This is a genomic window from Pseudofrankia saprophytica (genome assembly GCF_000235425.2).
In the GTDB taxonomy this organism is placed as follows: Bacteria; Actinomycetota; Actinomycetes; order Frankiales; family Frankiaceae; genus Pseudofrankia; species Pseudofrankia saprophytica.
Genome location: NZ_KI912267.1, coordinates 1154269 through 1175748, shown reverse-complemented (window position 1 = coordinate 1175748; position 21480 = coordinate 1154269). Strand labels below are relative to the sequence as shown.

Here is a 21480-nt window from a genome sequence, read left to right as displayed (position 1 = left end):
CCTACCCCGCGCCGACGACGCCGCCGCCGGACCCGTACGCGGCGGCGCCACCGAGGTCCGTACCCGTCCGCGCCGCCGGACCCGTCCAGGGCGGCGCCGGCCGGGCCCGCGGGCCCCTACGCCGCGACGGGCGGCTATCCCGGGCCGGTGCGACCCGTCGCGCCGGGCTCGCGTGATCCCCGGGCGTCGATCGACCCGTACGCGCCGTCCGACCCGTACGCCGCGTCCGACCCGTACGCGGCGGCGCCTGACCCGTACGCGGCCGAGGGGTGGCGGAGCGGCGAGACGCCCGAGAGCGAGGCCGACCCGTACGACGACGTGACCCGCCGCTGGCCGCGCCGCGAGCAGTGACGGGACGCCCGACGCGGGAACGGGTCCAGGGCTGGACATGCGGGGTACCGGAACGCCGGGCCCCGGCGCCTCGCGGTGCCGGGATCCGGGCGGCAGGGCCTCCGTGACGAGGACATGAGCGCCGACGGGCGTGGGACGTGCGCAGGGGCCCTCGATGTGGCCCCGACCGAGCAGGGAACGAGGCACAGGTGGGAGCAGGGGAACAGGCCAGGCCCGAACCAGCGGTCGGGCAGCCGGCGGTGCTGGTCCTGGAGGACGGCCGGGCGTTCGCGGGCGAGGCGTACGGCGCCGTCGGCGAGACGTTCGGCGAGGCGGTGTTCTCCACCGGCATGACCGGCTACCAGGAGACGCTGACCGACCCGTCGTACTTCGGCCAGGTCGTGGTGATGACCGCGCCGCACATCGGCAACACCGGGGTGAACGACCGCGACTACGAGTCGTCGGGAATCCAGGTCGCCGGCTACGTCGTACGCGACCCGAGCCGGCTGTCGTCGAACTGGCGGGCGGAGCGCGGCCTGGCCGCCGAGCTCGCCCAGGCGGGCATCGTGGGCATCAGCGGCGTGGACACCCGCGCGCTCACCCGCCACCTGCGCGAGCGTGGCGCGATGCGCTGCGGCATCTCCAGCCTGTCCGCCGACCCGGCCGTGCTGCTGGACAAGGTGCTGGCGAGCCCCGAGATGGTCGGTGCCGACCTCGCCCCCGAGGTGAGCACCCGCGAGCCGTACGTCGTCGCCCCGGCCGGCGGGGAGCGCCGCTTTCGGGTCGCGGCCCTGGACCTGGGGATCAAGCGCAACACACCGTTGTCGATGGCCGCCCGCGGCTGCGAGGTACACGTCCTGCCGGCGAAGGCGACCGCCGACGACCTGCTGGCCGTCGAGCCGGACGGGGTGTTCTTCTCCAACGGCCCCGGCGACCCCGCGACCGCCGACTACGCGGTCGAGGCGGCGAGCGGCGTGCTGCGCGCCGGCGTGCCGCTGTTCGGGATCTGCTTCGGAAACCAGGTGCTCGGCCGGGCGCTCGGCTTCGGCACCTACAAGCTCGCCTACGGCCACCGTGGCATCAACCAGCCGGTCAAGGATCTCGCGACCGGCCAGATCGCGGTGACCTGCCACAACCACGGCTTCGCGGTCGCCGCGCCCACCGACGGGACGCACGTCGACACCCCGTTCGGCCGGGTCGCCGTCAGCCACGTAGCCCTCAACGACGATGTCGTCGAGGGCATCGCCTGCCTGGACGTGCCGGCGTTCAGCGTCCAGTACCACCCGGAGGCGGCGGCGGGCCCACACGACGCCCAGGGCCTGTTCGACCGGTTCTGCGAGCTCATGGCGGCCACGACCCGCGGCCAGAAGGGGGGTAAGTGATGCCCAGGCGGACCGACCTGCGCAGCGTCCTGGTGATCGGCTCGGGGCCGATCGTGATCGGCCAGGCCTGCGAGTTCGACTACTCGGGGACGCAGGCCTGCCGGGTGCTGCGCGCCGAGGGCCTGCGGGTGGTGCTCGTCAACAGCAACCCCGCCACGATCATGACGGACCCGGAGCTGGCCGACGCGACCTACGTCGAGCCGATCACCCCCGAGATCGTCGCCAAGATCATCGAGAAGGAGCGCCCCGACGCGCTGCTGGCCACCATGGGTGGCCAGACGGCGCTGAACACGGCCGTCGCGCTGTACGACGCCGGCGTGCTGGAGCGGTTCGGCGTCCAGCTCATCGGTGCGAACATAGACGCCATCCGCCGCGGCGAGGACCGCCAGCTGTTCAAGGAGATCGTCGCCCAGATCGGCGGCGAGACCGCGCGCAGCGCGATCTGCGTCACCGTCGAGGAGTGCCTCGCCGCCGCGGTCGAGTTCGGTTACCCGGTGGTCGTGCGGCCGAGCTTCACCCTCGGCGGCGCGGGCAGCGGCTTCGCGCACGACGCCGACGAGCTCGCCAGGATGGCCGCCGACGGCCTGGCCGCCTCCCCGGCGACCCAGGTGCTCCTCGAGGAGTCGGTGCTCGGCTGGAAGGAGTTCGAGCTCGAGCTGATGCGCGACCGCGCCGACAACGTGGTCGTCGTCTGCTCGATCGAGAACGTCGACCCGGTGGGCGTGCACACCGGCGACTCCATCACCGTCGCCCCGGCTATGACGCTCACCGACCGCGAGTACCAGCGGATGCGCGACCTCTCGATCGCGGTGATGCGCGCGGTCGGCGTCGACGCCGGCGGCTGCAACATCCAGTTCGCCGTCGACCCGCGCACCGGGCGGATCGTCATCATCGAGATGAACCCACGGGTGTCGCGCTCGTCCGCGCTCGCCTCGAAGGCCACCGGCTTCCCGATCGCGAAGATCTCCGCGAAGCTGGCGCTCGGCTACACCCTCGACGAGATCCCGAACGACATCACCCGCACCACCCCGGCCGCCTTCGAGCCGACGCTGGACTACGTCGTCGTCAAGGTGCCGCGGTTCGCGTTCGAGAAGTTCCCCGGCGCCGACGAGACGCTCACGACCCACATGAAGTCCGTCGGCGAGGCGATGGGCGTCGGGCGCAGCTACGCGGAGGCGCTGCAGAAGGCGCTGCGCTCCCTGGAGCGCCCGGCAGCGGTGTTCTCGTTCACCCCGCCCGACGCAACGGCGGCCGAGCTGCTGGCGACGGCGCGCGTCCCGCGCGACGGCCGGCTGAAGGTCATGCAGCAGGCGCTGCTCGCCGGCGCCGACCCGGTCGAGCTCGCCGCCGCCACCGGCATGGACCCGTGGTTCGTCGACCAGCTCGTCTTCGTCAACGAGGTCGCCGCGGCCACCGCCGCGGCCGGTCGCGGTGACGTCGCCGCCGTCCGGCGGGCCAAGCGGGCCGGCTTCTCCGACGCGCAGCTCGCCGAGATCTTCGGGACGTCCGAGGACGAGGTCCGCGCGTTCCGGCACGCCCACGGGATCCGGCCGGTCTACAAGACGGTCGACACCTGTGCCGCCGAGTTCGCCTCGGCCACGCCGTACCACTACTCGGCCTACGACGAGGAGACCGAGGTCGCGCCGGGGGAGAAGACCCGGGTGATCGTGCTCGGCAGCGGGCCGAACCGGATCGGCCAGGGCATCGAGTTCGACTACGCCTGCTGCCACGCGGTCATGGCGCTCTCGGACGCCGGCTACGAGACAATCATGGTCAACTGCAACCCGGAGACGGTCTCCACCGACTACGACACCGCCGACCGGCTCTACGTCGAGCCGCTCACCGTCGAGGACGTCCTGGAGGTCGTGCACGCCGAGCAGCAGGCCGGGCCGCTCGCCGGCGTGATCGTCCAGCTCGGGGGCCAGACGCCGCTGGGCATCGCGGCCCGCCTCGCCGCCGCCGGCGTGCCCATCGTCGGCACCTCCCCGGCGGCCATCCACCTCGCCGAGGACCGCGGGCGGTTCGGCGAGGTGCTCGCCGCCGCCGGCCTGCCCTCGCCGCCGCACGGGGTCGCGACCTCCTACGACGAGGCGCACGCGGTGGCGGAGCGGATCGGCTACCCGGTGCTCGTCCGGCCGAGCTACGTGCTCGGCGGGCGCGGCATGGAGATCGTCTACGACGACGAGATGCTGCGCGACTACATCGACCGGGCGACCCAGATCTCGCCCGAGCACCCGGTGCTCGTCGACCGGTTCCTCGACGACGCGGTCGAGATCGACGTGGACGCGCTCTACGACGGCGAGGAGCTCTACCTCGCGGGTGTCATGGAGCACATCGAGGAGGCCGGCGTGCACTCCGGCGACTCGGCCTGCGCCCTGCCGCCGATCACGCTGGGCCGCTCCGAGCTCGACCGGATCCGGGACAGCACGCTGGCGATCGCCCAGGGCGTGGGCGTGCGCGGCCTGCTCAACGTGCAGTACGCCCTGCAGTCCGACGTCCTGTACGTGCTGGAGGCCAACCCGCGGGCCTCGCGGACGGTCCCGTTCGTCTCCAAGGCGACGGCGGTGCCGCTGGCGAAGGCGGCGAGCCGGGTGATGCTCGGCGCGACCGTCTCCCAGCTACGCGCCGAGGGGCTGCTGCCGGCCGACGGCGACGGCGCGACGCTGCCGCTGGACTCGCACATCGCCGTCAAGGAGGCGGTGCTGCCCTTCGGCCGGTTCCGCGACTCGGGTGGCCATGGGGTGGACACCGTGCTCGGGCCGGAGATGAAGTCCACCGGCGAGGTGATGGGCATCGACGCCGGCTTCGGGACGGCGTACGCGAAGTCGCAGGCGGCGGCCTACGCCTCGCTGCCGACCTCGGGGCGGGTGTTCGTGTCCGTCGCCAACCGGGACAAGCGGGCGATGATCTTCCCGATCAAGCGGCTCGCCGACCTGGGCTTCACCGTCTACGCCACCGAGGGCACCGCGGGGGTGCTGCGGCGCAACGGGGTGAAGGCGATCGTGCTCGGCAAGCACCGGGCGCCGGCGGACGGCCTCGTCGACTGCGTCGACATGATCAACGCGCGGCAGCTCGACCTGGTGATCAACACTCCCTGGGGCGTCGGGCCGCGCCTGGACGGCTACGAGATCCGGACCGCGTGCGTGACGGCCGGCGTCCCGTGCATCACGACGATCCAGGCCGCGGCGGCCTGCGTGCAGGGCATCGAGGCGCTGATGCACGGCGAGCTGGACGTGCGGCCGCTGCAGTCCTACCACGAGGAGCTGCGCAAGACCTGGGGCGCTCCCGTTGCCGGACGCTCCGCGCCCGCAACCGGGCAGCGCCTGGTCGGGCGCTGAGCGCCCTCCCTGCGTGGTTCCGGGTGAAGGCGTATGACGGGGGCCGGTCTGGTCCCGGGCCGAGGACGTGGCCGGGTTGGCGCTGCGCCGATGCGCCGTCACCTCCGGTGGCTGGGTAGCGCGGACGGCTGACCAAGGCGGCGGACGTCCCGGGAGACCAAGGCCGCGGACGCCCTGGGAGACCGAGGCGGCGGACGCCCCGGGATGAGAGGGGAGCGGGTATGAGTGGGGTGGCGGGCGGGGCGGTCGAGGCGTCGGTGAGGGCGCCGGTGGCGGTCGCGCTGGATGCGCCGGACGCGGCGACCGCGCTGCGGTGGGCGCGCGCCGTCGCGCCGCACGTGGCGCTCCTCAAGGTCGGGCTGGAGCTGTTCTACCGGGAGGGGCCGGCCGTCGTCGGGGCACTGCGCGCCGAGGGGCTGCTGGCCGGCGCCGCGGGGCCGGGCGACGAGGGGCCGGACGACGCGGCGGAGGGGCCGGGGCTCTTCCTCGACCTGAAGCTGCATGACATCCCGGCGACGGTCGCGGGCGGGCTGCGCTCGGTCGCGGCCCTGCGGCCCCGGTTCGTCACCGTGCACGCCGCCGGCGGGGCGGCGATGGTCCGGGCGGCCGTCGAGGCGGCGGGGGAGGCCGCGTCGGCGGCCGGGGTGGAGCCGCTCACGGTCGTCGGGGTGACCGTGCTGACGTCACTCAGCGAAACCGATCTCGCCGACATCGGGCTCGCCGGACCCGCCCTGGATGCGGCCCGTCGGCTCGCGGTACTCGCCGTCGAGGCGGGTGCGGGCGCGCTGGTCTGCAGCCCGTGGGAGGCCGATCGGCTCCGCCAAGAGGTCGGAAATAATGTGACTCTCATCACTCCGGGGGTCCGTCCCAGGGGTGGGGACCGGGCCGATCAGGCGCGGGTCGCGACCCCGGAAGAGGCTCTCGCGGCGGGCGCCGACTACGTGGTGATGGGGCGTCCGGTGACCGGCGCGGCCGATCCCGGAGCCGTGGCGGCGGAGCTCGCGGCGACCCTTCGTCGGCCCTCGCGGGGCGCTGACCTGCGGTAACGCGATTCCGGGCCGATCGGGTCGGTCACATGCCGCATAGGCATGGTGACGATGCCCGCGGCCGGTCGGCGGGCCGGGTGGTACTTGTGCGCCAGTGGTCTCGCCGTCTCGTCACCGGTCGTTTCGGGTCGGTAAACCTTCTTTGAGCGGAAGCGACCCCGCTAGACCGGCGCGACAGTACTCGCTAGGTTGCGCGTCGCGATCACCCCATTTGAGGAGGCGTAACCGTGCCCCTGCCGCCCCTGACGCCCGAGCAGCGGGCAGCCGCCCTGGAGAAGGCTGCGCTGGCGCGAAAGCAGCGTGCCGATCTCAAGGAGCGACTCAAGAAGGCGGAGACGACCTTGGCCGCGGTGCTGGAACAGGCCGAGGAAGACGAGGTCGTCGGCAAGATGAAGGTTTCGGCGGTGCTGGAATCGCTTCCGGGTGTGGGCCGTGTTCGGGCCCAGCGGATCCGGGAACGACTCGGCATCAGCCCGACCCGCCGGCTGCGTGGCCTTGGTGCCAAGCAGCGGGCCGCGCTCCTAGAGGAGTTCGGCGCGGCGTCCTGACCGGCGGCGCCGGCGCGTCCCCCCACATGGCGCCTTTGGCGCGATGTGGGGACCCCAGGGACTCGCTGGCGGCGTTCGGCGGACACCGTCGGTGGGTCGTGCGCCCCGGCCGGGTCCACGGCCGGGGAGCCGGTGACCACGCCGGGACGGCGGGGCGGTATGCCTTCGCCATGCCTGGTGAGGACAGGCTGAGACCGGCCGGAGACGGGCATCCCGAAAGACCGGGAGGCACGTCTGCGGCCGGTCTCGGCGTCCCCGGCCCCGTGTTCACGGCGACCCGCCCGGATCAGGACCCGTCCCGGGCACCCTAAGGTGGGCGGATGGGTCTCACGGTGCTCTCCGGGCCGTCCGGAGTCGGGAAGGGGACGGTCGTCGCCGCCGTCCGCCGGCTTTTCCCGGACGTCTGGGTGTCGGTCAGCGCGACCACCCGGGCGCCGCGGCCAGGTGAGACCGACGGCGTCGAGTACCACTTCGTCGACGACGACCAGTTCGACCGGATGGTCAAGGACGGCGAGTTCGTCGAGCACGCCACCTTCGCGGACAACCGCTACGGCACCCCACGCGGGCCGCTGGAACGGCGGCTCGCCGAGGGGCTGCCCGCCCTGCTGGAGATCGAGCTGCAGGGCGCCCGCCAGGTCCGCGAGGCGATGCGGTCCGCCAGGTTCGTGTTCCTCACCCCGCCGAGCTGGGACGAGCTCGTTCGCCGGCTCACCGGCCGGGGCACCGAGCGGCCCGAGGTGATCGAGCGCCGGTTGGCGCGTGCCCGGGTCGAGCTCGCCGCCGAGCCGGAGTTCGACGCGGTCGTCGTGAACGACGACGTCGAGGCCGCGGCGGCCCGGTTGGTATCGTTGATGACTACTGAGTGATCTCCGGGCACCACCCCGGGCTCCTCGGCCATACGACTGCTCGGCGACACGACTACTCGGCCACACGGCGTGACCCCCTGGTCGCCCTCCGGAAGGCAGAATTCCGGGCGTCCCGAGAAGTCGCGCGGCCGAGGATCCGGATTTCCGGACCCCGACGACGGGCCCGCTCGGCCGCCGTCCTCGAACCACCAGACCACCAACCTGCGTGCGCACCTAGCCACCGGAAGGACCACCTTGTCCGGTACACCTGCCCAGCCCGAGGGCATCACGAACCCGCCGATCGACGAGCTGCTCGAGGCGACCGACTCGAAGTACAGCCTCGTGATCTACGCGGCCAAGCGTGCCCGCCAGATCAACGCCTACTACTCGCAGCTGGGCGAGGCGCTGCTGGAGCACGTCGGCCCGCTGGTCGAGACCAGTGCCCAGGAGAAGCCGCTGTCGATCGCGCTGCGCGAGATCAACGCCGGCCTGCTCACCCACGAGACGACTCCCGAGCCGCTTCCGCCTGCCTCCTGACCGTGAGCGCGCACCCGGAGGCGCCGGAAAGCCCGCGCCCGGCGCCCGGCGGGCGCCCGCGGGTCGTCCTCGGTGTCTCCGGCGGGATCGCCGCCTACAAGGCGCTGGAGGTGCTGCGCCGGCTCACCGAGTCCGGCCACGACGTCCGGGTGGTGCCCACGCCGTCCGCTCTGCGGTTCGTCGGTGAGGTGACCTGGGCGGCCCTGTCGGGCAACCCGGTGCGCACCGACGTGTGGGCCGACCCGGACGAGGTCGCGCACGTGCGGATCGGCCGGGAGGCGGACCTCGTGCTCGTCGCCCCGGCCACCGCCGACCTGATGAGCCGGGCCGTCGCCGGCCGCGCCGACGACCTGCTGACCGCGACCCTGCTCACGGCGCGCTGCCCGGTGGTCTACGCCCCGGCGATGCACACAGAGATGTGGGAGCACCCGGCCACCCGGGCCAACGTCGCCACGTTGCGCGAACGGGGTGCCGTCGTCATCGACCCGGCCGTCGGCCGGCTCACCGGCCCCGACTCCGGCCCCGGGCGGCTGCCCGAGCCCGCCGAGATCGCGGCGCTTGCCCGCGCGGTGCTCGCGCTCGGCCCGGCCGCCGCGCGGCCCGACCTCGCCGGCCGTCACGTCGTCGTCAGCGCCGGCGGCACCCGGGAGCATCTCGACCCGGTGCGCTTCCTCGGCAACTCCTCCAGCGGCCGCCAGGGCTACGCGCTGGCACGCGCCGCCCTGGCCAGGGGCGCGCGCGTGACCGTCGTCGCGGCCAACGTCGCGCTGCCGGACCCGGCCGGCGCGACCGTCGTGCGGGTCACGTCCGCCCTCGACCTGCGGGACGCGGTGCACGCCGCCGCGGCGAGCGCCGACGTCGTCGTGATGGCCGCCGCCGTCGCGGACTTCCGCCCGGCCAAGCCCCAGGACTACAAGATCAAGAAAGAGGGCGGCGTCCCGGCGCCGGTCGAGCTGGAGCCCAATCCGGACGTGCTCGCCGAGCTGGTCGCCACCCGCGAGACACGCCCGCCGGGCCAGCTGCTGGTCGGATTCGCCGCCGAGACCGGTGGCCCGGACGGGTCCGTGCTCGACCTCGGCCGGGCGAAGCTCGCCCGCAAGCGGGCCGACCTGCTGGTCGTCAACGAGGTCGGCGCCGGGCTCGGTTTCGAGGTCGACCACAACGGGGCCGTCGTCCTGGGCCTCGACGGCTCGGCGACGACCATCGAACGCACCACCAAGGACCTGCTGGCCCACCGCGTCCTCGACCTGGTCGCCGGTCGCCTCACCTAGGTGCCCGGCCGCGCCGAGATGTTGCGGCGGCGTGCCACCCGTTGGTCACGCCGGCAACGCCCGAGTGACAGACGACGAGGCGCTGTGGGTACCCCACTCGCCTCATCGGTAAACTTCGTCAGAATCTGCCGGATCTTTCAGGGGGTACCACCAAGTGGCGACGCGCCTGTTCACGTCCGAGTCCGTCACCGAGGGACACCCGGACAAGATCGCTGACCAGATCAGTGACGCGATCCTGGACGCGATGCTCAAGGACGACCCGCGCAGCCGGGTCGCCGTCGAGACGCTCATCACCACCGGCCAGGTGCACGTAGCCGGCGAGGTGACCACCAAGACCTACGTCGACATCGCCTCGGTCGTCCGGGAGAAGATCCTGGACATCGGCTACGACTCGTCCAAGAAGGGCTTCGACGGCCACTCCTGCGGCGTCAGCGTGTCGATCGGCTCACAGTCGCCCGACATCGCCCAGGGCGTCGACACGGCGCACGAGACCCGTGTCGGCGGCGCCACCGAGGACGAGCTGGACAAGCAGGGCGCCGGCGACCAGGGCCTGATGTTCGGCTTCGCCGTCGACGAGACCCCAGAGCTGATGCCGCTGCCGATCGCGCTCGCGCACCGGCTGGCGCGCCGCCTGTCCGCGGTCCGCAAGGACGGCCAGGTCGGTTACCTGCGCCCGGACGGCAAGACCCAGGTCACCATCGAGTACGTCGACGGCAAGCCGGTCCGGCTCGACACCGTCGTCGTCTCGACGCAGCACGCGGCCGACATCGACCTCGACACGCTGCTCGCGCCCGACATCAAGGAGTACGTCGTCGACCCCGAGCTGGCGACGCTCGGCATCTCGACCGAGGGCGTCCGGCTGCTGGTGAACCCGACCGGCCGCTTCGAGATCGGCGGCCCGATGGGCGACGCCGGCCTGACCGGTCGCAAGATCATCGTTGACACCTACGGCGGCTACGCCCGCCACGGCGGCGGCGCGTTCTCCGGCAAGGACCCGTCCAAGGTCGACCGGTCCGCCGCCTACGCCATGCGCTGGGTCGCGAAGAACGTCGTCGCCGCGGGGCTGGCGACCAAGTGCGAGGTCCAGGTCGCCTACGCGATCGGCAAGGCGCACCCGGTCGGCCTGTTCGTCGAGACCTTCGGCACCGCCACGGTCCCCGAGGAGCAGATCTCCGACGCCATCAACCAGGTCTTCGACCTGCGCCCGGCCGCGATCATCCGCGACCTCGACCTGCTCCGCCCGATCTACGCCCCGACCGCCGCCTATGGCCACTTCGGCCGGCCGGAGCTGGACTTCACCTGGGAGTCCACCAGCCGCGCGGAGGCCCTGGCCCGGGCCGTCAAGGGCTAGGCATCCCGTAGCCCGTGGCCGGGCTCCGTTCGGCCACGGGAACACCTCTGGCTCGCCAGGTGTCTGCCCGGTCCCGGTTCTCGGGGCCGGGCAGACGTGTCTGATGGCGTATCCGCCCTGGTCACGGCGCGCTGGACGGCTCAGGAGCGCCGTGCGCCCGCCGCCGGACCTGTCGGAGCCTGCTGGTACGAATGCGGTCATGGACCTGCTCCCCGGGCTCGGCGCGCAGGAGGCCGCGCGTCCGGAGGAGCCGGCGAGCGCGGCGGCCCGGCCGGCGGTGGCGAAGCGGCGGCCGGCCAACCGGGACGCCGCCACGGCGGCCGAGCTGCCGGTCGCGCGGGTCGCCGCGATGGTGCCGTTCGCGCACCTGGACCGGCCGTTCGACTATCTGGTGCCCGCGTCGATGGCCGCGGACGCGGTGCCCGGGGCACGGGTGCGGGTCCGGTTCGCCGGGCGGCTCGTCGACGGCTTCGTCCTGGAGCGGGTGGACCAGTCCGAGCACGCCGGCCGGCTGGCCCCGCTGGCGAAGGCGATCTCGCCGGAGCCGGTGCTGTCGCGGCCGGTGGCCCGGCTGGCTCGCGCTGTCGCCGACCGGTACGCGGGCACCCTCGCCGACGTACTGCGCCTCGCGATCCCGCCCCGCCATGCCACGGCGGAGAAGGCGGAGAAGGCGGAGAAGACCGAGCAGGAGGCACGTCCGGGAGACCCGGCCCCGCCCGCGGATCCGGGCGAGTGGCGGCGCTACCCGGCCGGCCCGAGCCTGCTCGCGGCGCTCGCGGCGGGGCGCTCGCCGCGGGCGGTGTGGTGGGCGCCGCCGGGCCCGGGCTGGCCCGCCATGGTCGCGGCGGCGGTGCGGGCGACGCTGTCCGGCGGCCGGGGCGCGCTGGTGGTCGTCCCCGACCACCGGGACGTCGACCGGGTCGCCGACGCGCTCAGCGCCGACCTGGGGCCCGCCGCCGAGCTGGTGGTGAGCCTGCGGGCCGACCTGGGGCCGGCCGAGCGGTACCGCCGCTTCCTGGCCGCGCGCCGGGGCCGCGCCCGGGTGGTCGTCGGTACCCGCGCGGCCGTGTTCGCGCCCGTCGAGAGCCTGGGCCTCGTGGTCGTCTGGGACGACGGCGACGACCTGCACGCGGAGCCGCGCGCGCCCTACCCGCACACCCGCGACGTCGCGGTGCTGCGCTCCCGGCTCGAGGAGTCCGCGCTGCTCGTCGGCGGTCACGCCCCCTCCACCGACGCCGAGGCGCTGACCAGGTCCGGCTGGGCGCACCCGCTGGTGCTGCCCCGCCGCGAGGCCAGGCAGCTCGCGCCGCTGGTCTGGCCGACCGGGTCGGACTGGGAGGCCGCCCGCGACGAGGCCGCCCGGTCCGCGCGGCTGCCGTCGCTGGCGGTCCGGGCGGCCCGGGAGGCGCTGGCGGCCGATCGCCCCGTGCTCGTGCAGGTGCCCCGGCGCGGCTACCAGCCGTCGCTGGCCTGCGCCTCCTGCCGCCGCCCGGCCAGGTGCCCGCACTGCCACGGGCCGCTCGGCCGGCCCGGCGGTGGGCGCGCGCCCGCCTGCCGGTGGTGCGGCCGGCCAGCGGCCGACTGGGCCTGTCCCGGCTGCGCGGACCCGGGACTGCGGGTGTCCGTCACCGGGGACCGGCGGACCGCCGAGGAGCTCGGCCGGGCCTTCCCGGGCGTCACGCTGCGCACCTCCGGGCGCGACGAGGTGCTCGCCACCGTCCCCGCCGGCCCCGCGCTGGTGGTCGCGACCCCCGGCGCCGAGCCCGTGGCCGACGGCGGCTACGGGGCGGTGCTCCTGCTCGACGGCTGGGCGCTGCTCGGCCGCCCCGACCTGCGCACCGGCGAGGAGACCTTGCGCCGCTGGGCGAACGCGGCGGCGCTGGCCGTGGCGGGCCCGGCCGGCGGCCGGGTCGTGGTGGTCGCGGACGAGGGCCTCGGCCCCGTGCAGGCGCTGGTGCGCTGGGACCCGGCCGGCTTCGTGGCCCGCGAGGCCGACGACCGGGCGGAGCTCGGCTTCCCCCCGGCGACCAGGATCGCCGCCGTCGAGGGCACCACGCCGATCCTGCGCGCCTTCCTGGAGGCCGCCACTCTCCCGGCGGCCGCCGACGTCCTGGGCCCGGTGCCGCTGCCCGCGCCGGCACGGCGGTCGGCATCCGCCGCGCCGCCGGCCGCCGCCGCTCCCGCCGGCCCTGGCGCGGGCGGCGTATCAGCGGTGCCCGGCGCGGATGGAGCGGACGGCCCGCGGGAACGACTGCTGGTGCGGGTGCCGCGCAAGCAGGGCGGTGAGCTGGCCGAGGCCCTGCGCGCGGCCCGCGGGGTGCTGGACGCCCGCCGGGCCGCCGCTGGCCTGCGCGTCCAGCTCGACCCGATCTCCCTCGGCTGACGGCCGGTGGTGGCGGCCGCGGCCTGGCGATCATGCCGTGCGCGGGACGGGAACCGCCACGCCCGGGCCCGTAGCATGGAGCCATCCCCGCGCTGAAGGAGCTGGACCTGTGGCTGTTCGTGAGATCCGTCTGTTCGGGGACCCGGTGCTGCGGACGAAGGCGGCCGAGGTGACGACCTTCGACAAGGAGCTGCGCCGGCTGATCGATGACCTGGCCGACACGATGTGGGAGGCCAGCGGCGCCGGGCTCGCCGCGCCCCAGCTGGGCGTGTCGCTGCGGGTCTTCACGTACTTCAACGACGACGACGAGATCGACCACCTCGTCAACCCGGTGCTCGGCCCGTTCTCCGAGCAGCTGCAGGACGGGGAGGAAGGCTGCCTGTCGCTGCCCGGGCTGGCGTTCGAGCTGCCCCGGCCGGAACGGGTGCTGGCCGTCGGCCAGAACATGTACGGCGACCCGGTGACGGTGGAGGGCGGCGGCATCGTGTCCCGCTGCCTGCAGCACGAGACCGACCATCTTGACGGCGTCCTGTTCATCGACCGCCTCGATCGCGAGACCAAGAAGGCGGCGATGAAGGCGATCCGCGAGGCCGAGTGGGCGAACGAGCCGTCGCCGGTCGTCAGGGCATCCCCGCACCCGCTGTTCGGCCGCGCGACCTGAGACGCCGGCCGGGCGACCCGGCCGGCGGGCGCGGTGGGCGCGGCGGCTGGTGGGCGGCGGACGCCGCTAGGTTAGTTTTCGATTTTCACGTCAACGTGGACGGCCAGGTACCGGCGCGAGCCGACGGGCCTGGCGGATCGGTGCGGCCCCTATGCGTCTCGTCTTCGCCGGCACACCGGCGGTGGCCATCCCCAGCCTGCGCCGGCTGGTCGACAGTCCACGCCACCAGGTCGTCGCCGTCGTGACGAGGCCGGACCGGCCGGCCGGCCGGGGCCGCAAGGTCGCCCGGTCGCCGGTCGCCGAGCTCGCCCACGAGGCAGGCATCCCCGTGCTCGCCCCGGAGCGGCCGCGTGACCCGGAGTTCCTCGAGCGGCTCGCCGCGATCGCCCCGGACTGTGCCCCGGTCGTCGCCTACGGCGCGCTGCTGCCCAAGGCGGCCCTCGACATCCCCCGGCACGGCTGGGTGAACCTGCACTTCTCCCTGCTGCCGGCCTACCGGGGCGCCGCGCCCGTGCAGCGCGCCGTCCTCGCCGGCGAGGACGTCACCGGCGCGAGCGTCTTCCAGATCGAGGAGGGCCTCGACTCCGGCCCGGTCTTCGGCACGCTCACCGAGCGGGTCCGCCCCCGGGACACCTCCGGTGACCTGCTCGACCGGCTCGCCGTCGCCGGGGCGGCGCTGCTGGCCGCGGCGATGGACGGCATCGAGGACGGGGCGCTCCAGGCGCGCCCGCAGCCGGCCGACGGTGTGTCGGTCGCCCCGAAGCTCACCGTCGACGAGGTCCGCGTCGACTGGAAGCTGCCGGACTACGCCGTCGACCGGCTCGTCCGCGCCGCCACCCCCGCTCCCGGCGCCTGGACCACCTTCCGCGACCATCGGGTCAAGCTCGGCCCGGTCCGCCCGGCCACCACCGCCGGCAGCGGCGGCGGCCAGGACCTCGGGCTCGGGCGGGCGCTCGCGCCCGGCGAGATCGCCGTCGTCGGGAAGGACACGGTCGCCGCCGGCACCGGGACGGGCCCGGTCGTGCTCGGCGAGGTCCGCCCCGAGGGCAAGAACGCGATGCCCGCCGCGGCCTGGGCGCGCGGTGTCCGCCTCGACGACGGCGAGGCCCTCCAGTGAGCACCCCACCCCGCCGCGGTGGCGGGCATGGCGGTGACCGGCCCGGCTCCTCCGGACGTCCTGGCGGCAGCCAGGGGCCCCGGGTGGACGACGCGAGGATGGTCGCCTGGGAGGTGCTGCGGGCGGTCGACGAGCGCGGTGCCTACGCGAACCTGCTGCTGCCCTCGCTGCTCACCCAGCGCCGGCTGTCGGGCCGCGACCGCGGGTTCGCCACCGAGCTGACCTACGGATCGCTGCGCGCCCAGGGCCTGCTCGACGGCCTGCTGGACACGGTGACGAGCCGGCCGGTCGCGACCGTCGACGCGGGCGTACGCGACGCGCTGCGCCTGGGCACCTACCAGCTGCTGCGCACCCGCGTGCCGGCCCGCGCCGCCGTCGGTACCACCGTCGACCTGGTGCGGGCGACCAGCGGCGAGCGGCCGGTCCGGTTCGCCAACGCCGTGCTGCGCCGGGTCGCCGACCGGGTGGCCGAGAGCGGCGGGGATGTCGCCGCGCTGCTGTCCGCGCCGCCGTTCGAGCGCGACCCGTTCGGCCACCTCGCGGTCGTCACGGCCCACCCGCGCTGGATCGTCGAGACCTTCGCCGACGCGCTCGGCGGCGACCTCGACGAGACCAGGGCCGCGCTCGTCGCCGACGACGCCCGCCCGTCGGTGCACCTGGTCGCCGAGCCCGACCGGATGAGCCGCGAGGAGCTGCTCGCCGAGGCCGCGGCGGCCGGGCTTTCCGCCGAGCCCGGCCGGTACTCGCCGTTCGCCGTCGTCCTCGGCGGCGGCGACCCGGGGGCGCTGCCGTCGCTGCAGGCCGGCCGGGCCGGCGTCCAGGACGAGGGCAGCCAGCTGACGGCGCTCGCCCTGGCCCGCACTCCGACGCTGGGCGACGACTGCGGCGTCACGGTCGACCTGTGCGCGGGGCCTGGCGGCAAGGCGGTGCTGCTCGCCGCGCTGCTGACCTCCGGCGGGGCTGGCGAGAGCCTCGGCCTGCCGGAGCCGGTGCTGCTGGCCTGCGAGCCGCGGGCCGGCCGGGCCGGGCTGGTCGCCGGATCGCTCGACGGGCGGCCGGGGGCGTTCGTGGTCCGCGCGGACGGCCGGTTCCCGCCGCTGCCGACGGGCCGGGTCGACCGGGTGCTGATCGACGCGCCGTGCACCGGCCTCGGCGCGCTGCGCCGCCGGCCGGAGGCCCGCTGGCGCAAGCTCGCAGCCGACGCCTCGGGGCTGTCCCGGCTGCAACGCCAGCTGCTGGTCAGTGGGCTCGACCTCGTCCGCCCGGGTGGCGTCGTCGCGTACGCCACCTGCTCGCCGCATCCGGCCGAGACGACCGAGGTCGTGCATGCCGTCGTCGAGCAGCGCGCCGACGTCACCCTGCTCGACGCGCGCGGCGCCCTGCCGGGTGTGCCGGACCTCGGCGACGGCCCGTTCGTCCAGCTCTGGCCCCACCGCCACGGCACCGACGCGATGTTCCTGGCGCTCCTGCGCCGGGGGTTCCCCGACCCGTCCGTCCCCAGTCGGGCGTCATAACCTCGCGAGGTGGCTACCGCGCAGATTTATCCCAGCCTGCTCGCCGCCGACTTCGCGCGGATCGCGGACGCGGCGCGGTCGGTCGAGGGACGGGCCGACTGGCTGCACGTCGACGTCATGGACTACCACTTCGTCCCGAACCTGGCCTTCTCCGGTGACACCGTGACCGCGTTGCGCCAGGTGACCGACACGCCGCTCGACTGCCACCTGATGATCGAGAACCCGGATCGCTGGGCGCCGGGGTTCGCCGAGCGGGGGGCCGCGAACGTCACGATCCACGCCGAGGCGGTCGACAACCTCCCGCGCACGACGGAGGCGATCCGCGCCGCCGGGGCCCGCACCGGGCTCGCCGTGAAGCCGGCGACGCCCGTCGAGCACTATGCCGACGACCTTCACCGGTTCGACCTGCTGCTGCTGATGACGATCGAGCCCGGCTTCGGTGGCCAGAGGTTCATGGACAGCGTGCTGCCGAAGATCGAGGCGGCCCGTGGGCTGCTCGACGCGCGGGGCCTTGACCTGTGGCTGCAGATCGACGGCGGGGTGAGCGAGGAGACCATCGAGCGGGCCGCTGCCGCGGGCGTGGACGTCTTCGTCGCGGGCACCGCGGTCTACGGCGCCGCTGACCCGGGCGCGGCCGTCGAGGCCCTGCGCGCGCAGGCGCTGCGCGCCGGTCCCCGCCTCACGCCGCCGCCTCCGCGCGCGGCGGCTGTCTGACGGGAGGCCGACGTGACCGTTGAGGACGTCGACGGGCGGTGGCTCGCGTACGCGGTGGAGCTCGGGCGGCGCTGCCCGCCGTCGGCGACGGCGTTCTCGGTCGGCGCGGTGATCGTCGGCGCCGACGGCGCGACCGCGCTCGCCGAGGGCTGGTCGCGGGCCACCGACCCGCGTGACCACGCCGAGGAGGCCGCCCTGCGAGCCTTCTCGCCCGGTGACCCGCGCCTGGCGGGTGCGACCATCTACAGCTCGCTGGAGCCGTGCAGCGCCCGCGCGTCGCGTCCGCGGACCTGCACCGAGCTGATCCTCGCGGCGGGGATCGGCCGGGTCGTCTTCGCCTGGCGGGAGCCGGCCCTGTTCGTCGACTGCCAGGGAGCCGAGCTGCTCGCCGCCGCCGGCGTCACCGTCGTCGAGCGCTCCGAACTCGCCGCCGGCGTCCGCGCCGCCAACGCCCACCTGCGCCAGCCGTAGGGACGAGCGGTCGTCAGGGGAGTGACGATGGGTCGTCAGGGCGGGCGGTAGCGCGCCTGGACCAGTGACGTTGCGCACGGTGCCCGGTGGCCGATTGCCAAAATGCCCCGCCGACGGACATCTGGGGCGTCCCGACCCACGCCGTCCGCCCGGGTTGTGTGCCAGACTCGTCGGTAGGCAACTACCAGGATCCCCCAATGGCAGACCCCATGGGGGTACATCAGCAGCACGCGCGCTCCGGGGTCGGTGAAACTCCGAGCCGGCGGTGACAGTCCGCGACCCGTCCCACAACCAGTGGGCGGTGGACCCGGTGGAATTCCGGGACCGACGGTGAAAGTCCGGATGGGAGGCAGCGCGCGGGCCGTGCCTGGGCACGGTTGGGCCCGCCCGCGGGCGCACCGCCGTGCCTCTGGCGTCGGCGTGTCCGGCCGCGCGGCCGGTCTCGTCGGCCATCGACCCGCGTGACCGTCGTCCGTTCCCCCGGCCAGGGCGCCGGACGGGAAGGACGCAGGTCGGATGTTCACCGGCATCGTCGAGGAGCTCGGCATCGTCGCCGCGGTCACGGAGCACGCGGCCGCCGCGGAGCTGACCATCGGCTGTTCGGCAGTACTCGAGGACGTGCGCCACGGCGCGTCGATCGCCGTCAACGGCGTCTGCCTCACCGTCACCTCCTTCACGCCGGCCGGCGAGGTGGACCCACGCACGGGTACCCCGGTGTTCACCGCGGACGTGATGCTCGAGACGCTGCGCCGCTCGGCGCTCGGCGGGCTCACCACCGGCGACCGGGTCAACCTGGAACGGCCGGTGCGCCTCGCCGACCGGCTTGGAGGGCACCTCGTCCAGGGCCACGTCGACGGTGTCGGCACGATCGTCGACCGGGCTCCTGACGAGCACTGGGAGGTCGTCCGGATCGCCCTGCCCGCCGGGCTCGACCGCTTTCTCGTCGAGAAGGGTTCGGTCGCCGTCGACGGCGTGAGCCTGACCGTCGTCGAGGTGACGCCCGCCTCCGGTGGAAGCCCGCGCGCCGACGAGCCGGCGACGTTCACGGTGAGCCTGATCCCGACGACGCTCACCGAGACGACGCTGGGCTCTCGCCAGGTCGGCGCGGCGGTGAACCTGGAGGTCGATGTCGTGGCGAAGTACGTGGAGAAGCTCGCCGCTCCCGCCCTCGGCCGCTCCTCGGCCGTCCCCGGCGCGGACCTAGGGCAGCTCCCCGATGTTGTCGGCCGGCTGGAGCCGGCACCGGCGTTCCCGGTGCCACCCACCGGACCGGTCGTCCTCGAGGGAAAGGGAGCCGGCCGATGAGCGCGGTGCAGGCAGGCACGACCCTGGGCGCGGCGGCGGCGCCGGCGAGTCCGTTGGCGCCGGCCGGTGACGAGCTGGCCTCGGCGTTCGGCACGGTCCAGGAGGCACTGGCCGAGATCGCCGCCGGGCGCTCGGTCGTCGTGGTCGACGACGCGGACCGCGAGAACGAGGGCGACCTGATCTTCGCGGCCGAGAAGGCGACGCCGGAGCTGGTCGCGTTCATGGTCCGGCACACCTCCGGCGTGATCTGCGCCCCGCTGGCGGCGCCCGACACCGACCGGCTCGGCCTCGACCAGATGGTGCCGCTCAACACCGAGCGGATGGGCACCGCGTTCACCGTCACGGTGGACGCCCGCGAAGGGGTCAGCACCGGCATCTCCGCCGCGGACCGGGCGCGCACCCTGCGCCTGCTCGCCGACCCGGTGACCACGAGCGCCGACCTGTCCCGGCCGGGCCACATCTTCCCGCTGCGGGCCCGCGACGGCGGCGTGCTGCGCCGGCCGGGCCACACCGAGGCGGCGGTCGACCTCGCGCGGCTGGCCGGGCTGCGCCCCGCCGGCGCGATCTGCGAGATCGTCAACGACGACGGCACGATGGCCCGCCTGCCCGAGCTTGTCGCCTTCGCGCGCGAACATGGGCTGGTGCTGATCTCGATCGCGGATCTGGTCGCCTACCGGCGGCGGACCGAGAAGCAGGTGGTGCGGGTCGCCGAGGCCCAGCTGCCGACGAAGTACGGGGCGTTCCGCGCGGTCGGCTACCGGGGCACGCTCGACGGCGTCGAGCACGTCGCGCTCATCCGCGGCGACATCGGCGACGGCGAGAACCTGCTGGTGCGCGTCCACAGCGAGTGCCTCACCGGCGACGTCTTCGGCTCGCTGCGCTGCGACTGCGGCACCCAGCTCGACGCCGCGCTCGGCATGGTCGCCGCCGAGGGCCGCGGCGTCGTGCTCTACATGCGGGGCCACGAGGGCCGCGGGATCGGTCTGATGCACAAGCTCGCCGCGTACCAGCTCCAGGACGCCGGGCACGACACCGTCGACGCGAACCTGGCGCTGGGGCTGCCCGCCGACGCCCGCGACTACGGCATCGGCGCGCAGATCCTCGTCGACCTCGGCGCGCGCGGCCTGCGGCTGCTGACGAACAACCCGGCGAAGCGGGCCGGCCTGGAGGGCTACGGCCTGGCGATCGTCGAGCGGGTCGCGCTGCCAGTCGCGCACACTCCGGAGAACCTGCGCTACCTGACCACCAAGCGGGACCGGATGGGCCACGACATCCCGGGCCTGCCCGAGCTGCCCGAAGTCGTCGCGGGCGCGGTGGCGGACGCGGTCGCCACCGCGGCGCCCGCGGTGCCGTCGGAGATGGTCGCGCAGGTGGTGGCCGACGCGATCGCCACGGCCGCGGATGCCCTCGACACGGCCGCCCGCGAGGGCGACGGCGCGACCACCGCGGGCACGACTACCGGTGCGAACGGTTCCGGTACGAACGGTAGCGTCAACGGACGAGGACACGGCCGGCGCGCCGGTCACCGCAGGGTGGCCGAGGCCTGCCAGGGAGGGGACCGTCGGTGAGCGGCATCGGAGCGCCCGAGGAGGTGCTGCCGGTGGCGTCCGAGGTGCGGCTCGGGATCGTCGCCACCCGGTGGCACAGCGAGATCACCGACGCCCTGCTCGACGGCGCGCTGCGTGCCTGCGTGGATGTGAAGCTCGCCGTCGAGCCGACCGTGGTCCGGATCGCGGGCGCGGTGGAGCTCCCCGTCGTCGCCGACCGGCTGGCGGCCCACCATGACGCCGTCGTGGCACTCGGCGTGGTCATCCGCGGTGGCACCCCGCACTTCGACTATGTCTGCAAGTTCGTCACCGAGGGACTGCTGCGGGTGACGCTGGACAACGGGGTGCCGGTCGGCTTCGGCGTGCTCACCTGCGACACGATCGAGCAGGCGCGCGACCGGGCCGGGCTGGACGGGTCGGCCGAGGACAAGGGCCGTGAGGCCGCGCTCGCCGCGCTGGAGGCGGCCGTCGTGCTCACCGAGCTGCAGCCACTCGCCTGATCCGGGCTGATGGCGAGGCCCGAATGCCTCGCCGGAACAACGGCACCACCCCCCTCGCCGTCTGACCTCAAGCCCGGGGAATGTCCCGGGCTGTGAGACGTCCCCTTCCTCCGGGGTTGTCGGACGGAGGTTCGCGAGAGACCGTGTTGTCTCGGAGTATCGGGGTCCTTGCGTTGCGACGTCGGTGTCGGGTCAGCGGCGATAGTTGACCGGTCGTGGATGTCAGCGAGGAGAGGCGGGCGGGGTGACGGTGACGTGCGGGTAGCGCCGATGGCCGGTGGCGGCGACGAGGCGCCAGACCAGGGCGACGAGACAGGCGCGGGCGGGCTGACGTCGACGGAGCCGGCCTCCGGCGGGGGTGGCGACGCGCGCCCGGTCTCGCTGCTCGGTCTGCGGCTCTCGAACAGCTCGGGAGAACGCGCGGTCGTGCGCCGGTCGTCGTCGTCGCGTGCCAAGGCGGCGGCCGCGCGCAAGGACGGCTCCGACCGGCGCCTCGCGGCCGTGCCCGCCGAGCAGGCCGACCCGCCTCGGGAGTCGGCGGCCGCCCCGCGCCGGGAGCCGGCCGAGCGGGACCCCCGCGCCGGTGGCGCGCTCGCCCCCGGACCAGGCATCCCCCCCAG

The 21480-nt window shown here is 74.7% G+C and carries 18 protein-coding genes, 1 pseudogene and 1 riboswitch; all 19 genes and pseudogenes read left to right on the top strand.

Features of this window, described 5'->3' with window-relative positions; translation table 11 throughout:
- The first annotated feature begins 147 nt into the window (after positions 1-147).
- A complete protein-coding gene (locus FRCN3DRAFT_RS55670) occupies positions 148-351 on the top strand; it encodes a hypothetical protein (RefSeq protein WP_007518852.1) in 204 nt (67 codons plus the stop codon).
- A gap of 188 nt (positions 352-539) precedes the next feature.
- Positions 540-1712, top strand: coding sequence for a glutamine-hydrolyzing carbamoyl-phosphate synthase small subunit (carA, locus tag FRCN3DRAFT_RS0239455; protein ID WP_007518854.1), 1173 nt, complete (start codon positions 540-542; stop codon positions 1710-1712).
- Positions 1712-5050, top strand: coding sequence for a carbamoyl-phosphate synthase large subunit (carB, locus tag FRCN3DRAFT_RS0239450; protein ID WP_007518856.1), 3339 nt, complete (start codon positions 1712-1714; stop codon positions 5048-5050). Before carA ends, carB begins: the two co-directional genes overlap by 1 nt.
- Before the next feature lie 221 nt (positions 5051-5271).
- Positions 5272-6096, top strand: a complete 825-nt coding sequence (pyrF, locus tag FRCN3DRAFT_RS0239445; RefSeq protein WP_007518858.1) for an orotidine-5'-phosphate decarboxylase — start codon at positions 5272-5274, stop codon at positions 6094-6096.
- A gap of 227 nt (positions 6097-6323) precedes the next feature.
- Positions 6324-6644, top strand: coding sequence for an integration host factor, actinobacterial type (gene mihF, locus FRCN3DRAFT_RS0239440; RefSeq protein ID WP_007518859.1), 321 nt, complete (start codon positions 6324-6326; stop codon positions 6642-6644).
- Positions 6645-6964: 320 nt separating this feature from the next.
- Positions 6965-7510 carry a guanylate kinase gene (gene gmk / locus FRCN3DRAFT_RS0239435; protein ID WP_007518860.1) on the top strand — a complete coding sequence of 182 codons (546 nt, stop codon included), beginning with the start codon at positions 6965-6967 and terminating at the stop codon, positions 7508-7510.
- A gap of 234 nt (positions 7511-7744) precedes the next feature.
- Positions 7745-8026 (top strand): DNA-directed RNA polymerase subunit omega, encoded by a 282-nt coding sequence (gene rpoZ, locus FRCN3DRAFT_RS0239430; RefSeq protein WP_007518861.1) that lies wholly within the window; start codon positions 7745-7747, stop codon positions 8024-8026.
- A 2-nt stretch (positions 8027-8028) separates the two neighbouring features.
- Entirely contained in the window at positions 8029-9297 is a 1269-nt protein-coding gene (coaBC, locus tag FRCN3DRAFT_RS0239425) for a bifunctional phosphopantothenoylcysteine decarboxylase/phosphopantothenate--cysteine ligase CoaBC (RefSeq protein WP_007518863.1), read from the top strand.
- Positions 9298-9451: 154 nt separating this feature from the next.
- Entirely contained in the window at positions 9452-10648 is a 1197-nt protein-coding gene (metK, locus tag FRCN3DRAFT_RS0239420; RefSeq protein ID WP_007518865.1) for a methionine adenosyltransferase, read from the top strand.
- 199 nt (positions 10649-10847) lie between these two features.
- Entirely contained in the window at positions 10848-13031 is a 2184-nt protein-coding gene (locus tag FRCN3DRAFT_RS0239415; protein ID WP_083401699.1) for a primosomal protein N', read from the top strand.
- Between the two features lie 109 nt (positions 13032-13140).
- Entirely contained in the window at positions 13141-13692 is a 552-nt protein-coding gene (def, locus tag FRCN3DRAFT_RS0239410; RefSeq protein ID WP_007518868.1) for a peptide deformylase, read from the top strand.
- A gap of 151 nt (positions 13693-13843) precedes the next feature.
- Positions 13844-14809 carry a methionyl-tRNA formyltransferase gene (fmt, locus tag FRCN3DRAFT_RS0239405; protein ID WP_007518870.1) on the top strand — a complete coding sequence of 322 codons (966 nt, stop codon included), beginning with the start codon at positions 13844-13846 and terminating at the stop codon, positions 14807-14809.
- Between the two features lie 98 nt (positions 14810-14907).
- The gene (locus FRCN3DRAFT_RS0239400) at positions 14908-16323 is read left to right on the top strand and encodes an RsmB/NOP family class I SAM-dependent RNA methyltransferase (protein WP_007518872.1); all 1416 of its coding nucleotides are present in this window, start codon (positions 14908-14910) and stop codon (positions 16321-16323) included.
- Positions 16324-16332: 9 nt separating this feature from the next.
- Complete coding sequence (gene rpe / locus FRCN3DRAFT_RS0239395) at positions 16333-17037, top strand: ribulose-phosphate 3-epimerase (RefSeq protein ID WP_007518873.1); 705 nt, start codon at positions 16333-16335, stop codon at positions 17035-17037.
- 12 nt (positions 17038-17049) lie between these two features.
- A complete protein-coding gene (locus FRCN3DRAFT_RS0239390) occupies positions 17050-17508 on the top strand; it encodes a cytidine/deoxycytidylate deaminase family protein (RefSeq protein WP_007518875.1) in 459 nt (152 codons plus the stop codon).
- 228 nt (positions 17509-17736) lie between these two features.
- A riboswitch (FMN riboswitch) is annotated at positions 17737-17866 on the top strand.
- Positions 17867-18024: 158 nt separating this feature from the next.
- On the top strand, positions 18025-18813 hold the full coding sequence (locus FRCN3DRAFT_RS0239385) for a riboflavin synthase (protein WP_007518877.1): 789 nt from the start codon (positions 18025-18027) through the stop codon (positions 18811-18813).
- Positions 18810-20381: a bifunctional 3,4-dihydroxy-2-butanone-4-phosphate synthase/GTP cyclohydrolase II gene (locus tag FRCN3DRAFT_RS0239380; protein WP_007518879.1), complete on the top strand. Its 1572-nt coding sequence runs from the start codon at positions 18810-18812 to the stop codon at positions 20379-20381. Before FRCN3DRAFT_RS0239385 ends, FRCN3DRAFT_RS0239380 begins: the two co-directional genes overlap by 4 nt.
- Positions 20378-20860: a 6,7-dimethyl-8-ribityllumazine synthase gene (gene ribH / locus FRCN3DRAFT_RS0239375; protein WP_007518881.1), complete on the top strand. Its 483-nt coding sequence runs from the start codon at positions 20378-20380 to the stop codon at positions 20858-20860. Before FRCN3DRAFT_RS0239380 ends, ribH begins: the two co-directional genes overlap by 4 nt.
- Before the next feature lie 255 nt (positions 20861-21115).
- Positions 21116-21480, top strand: a pseudogene (locus FRCN3DRAFT_RS55665) (hypothetical protein); the annotation flags it as partial.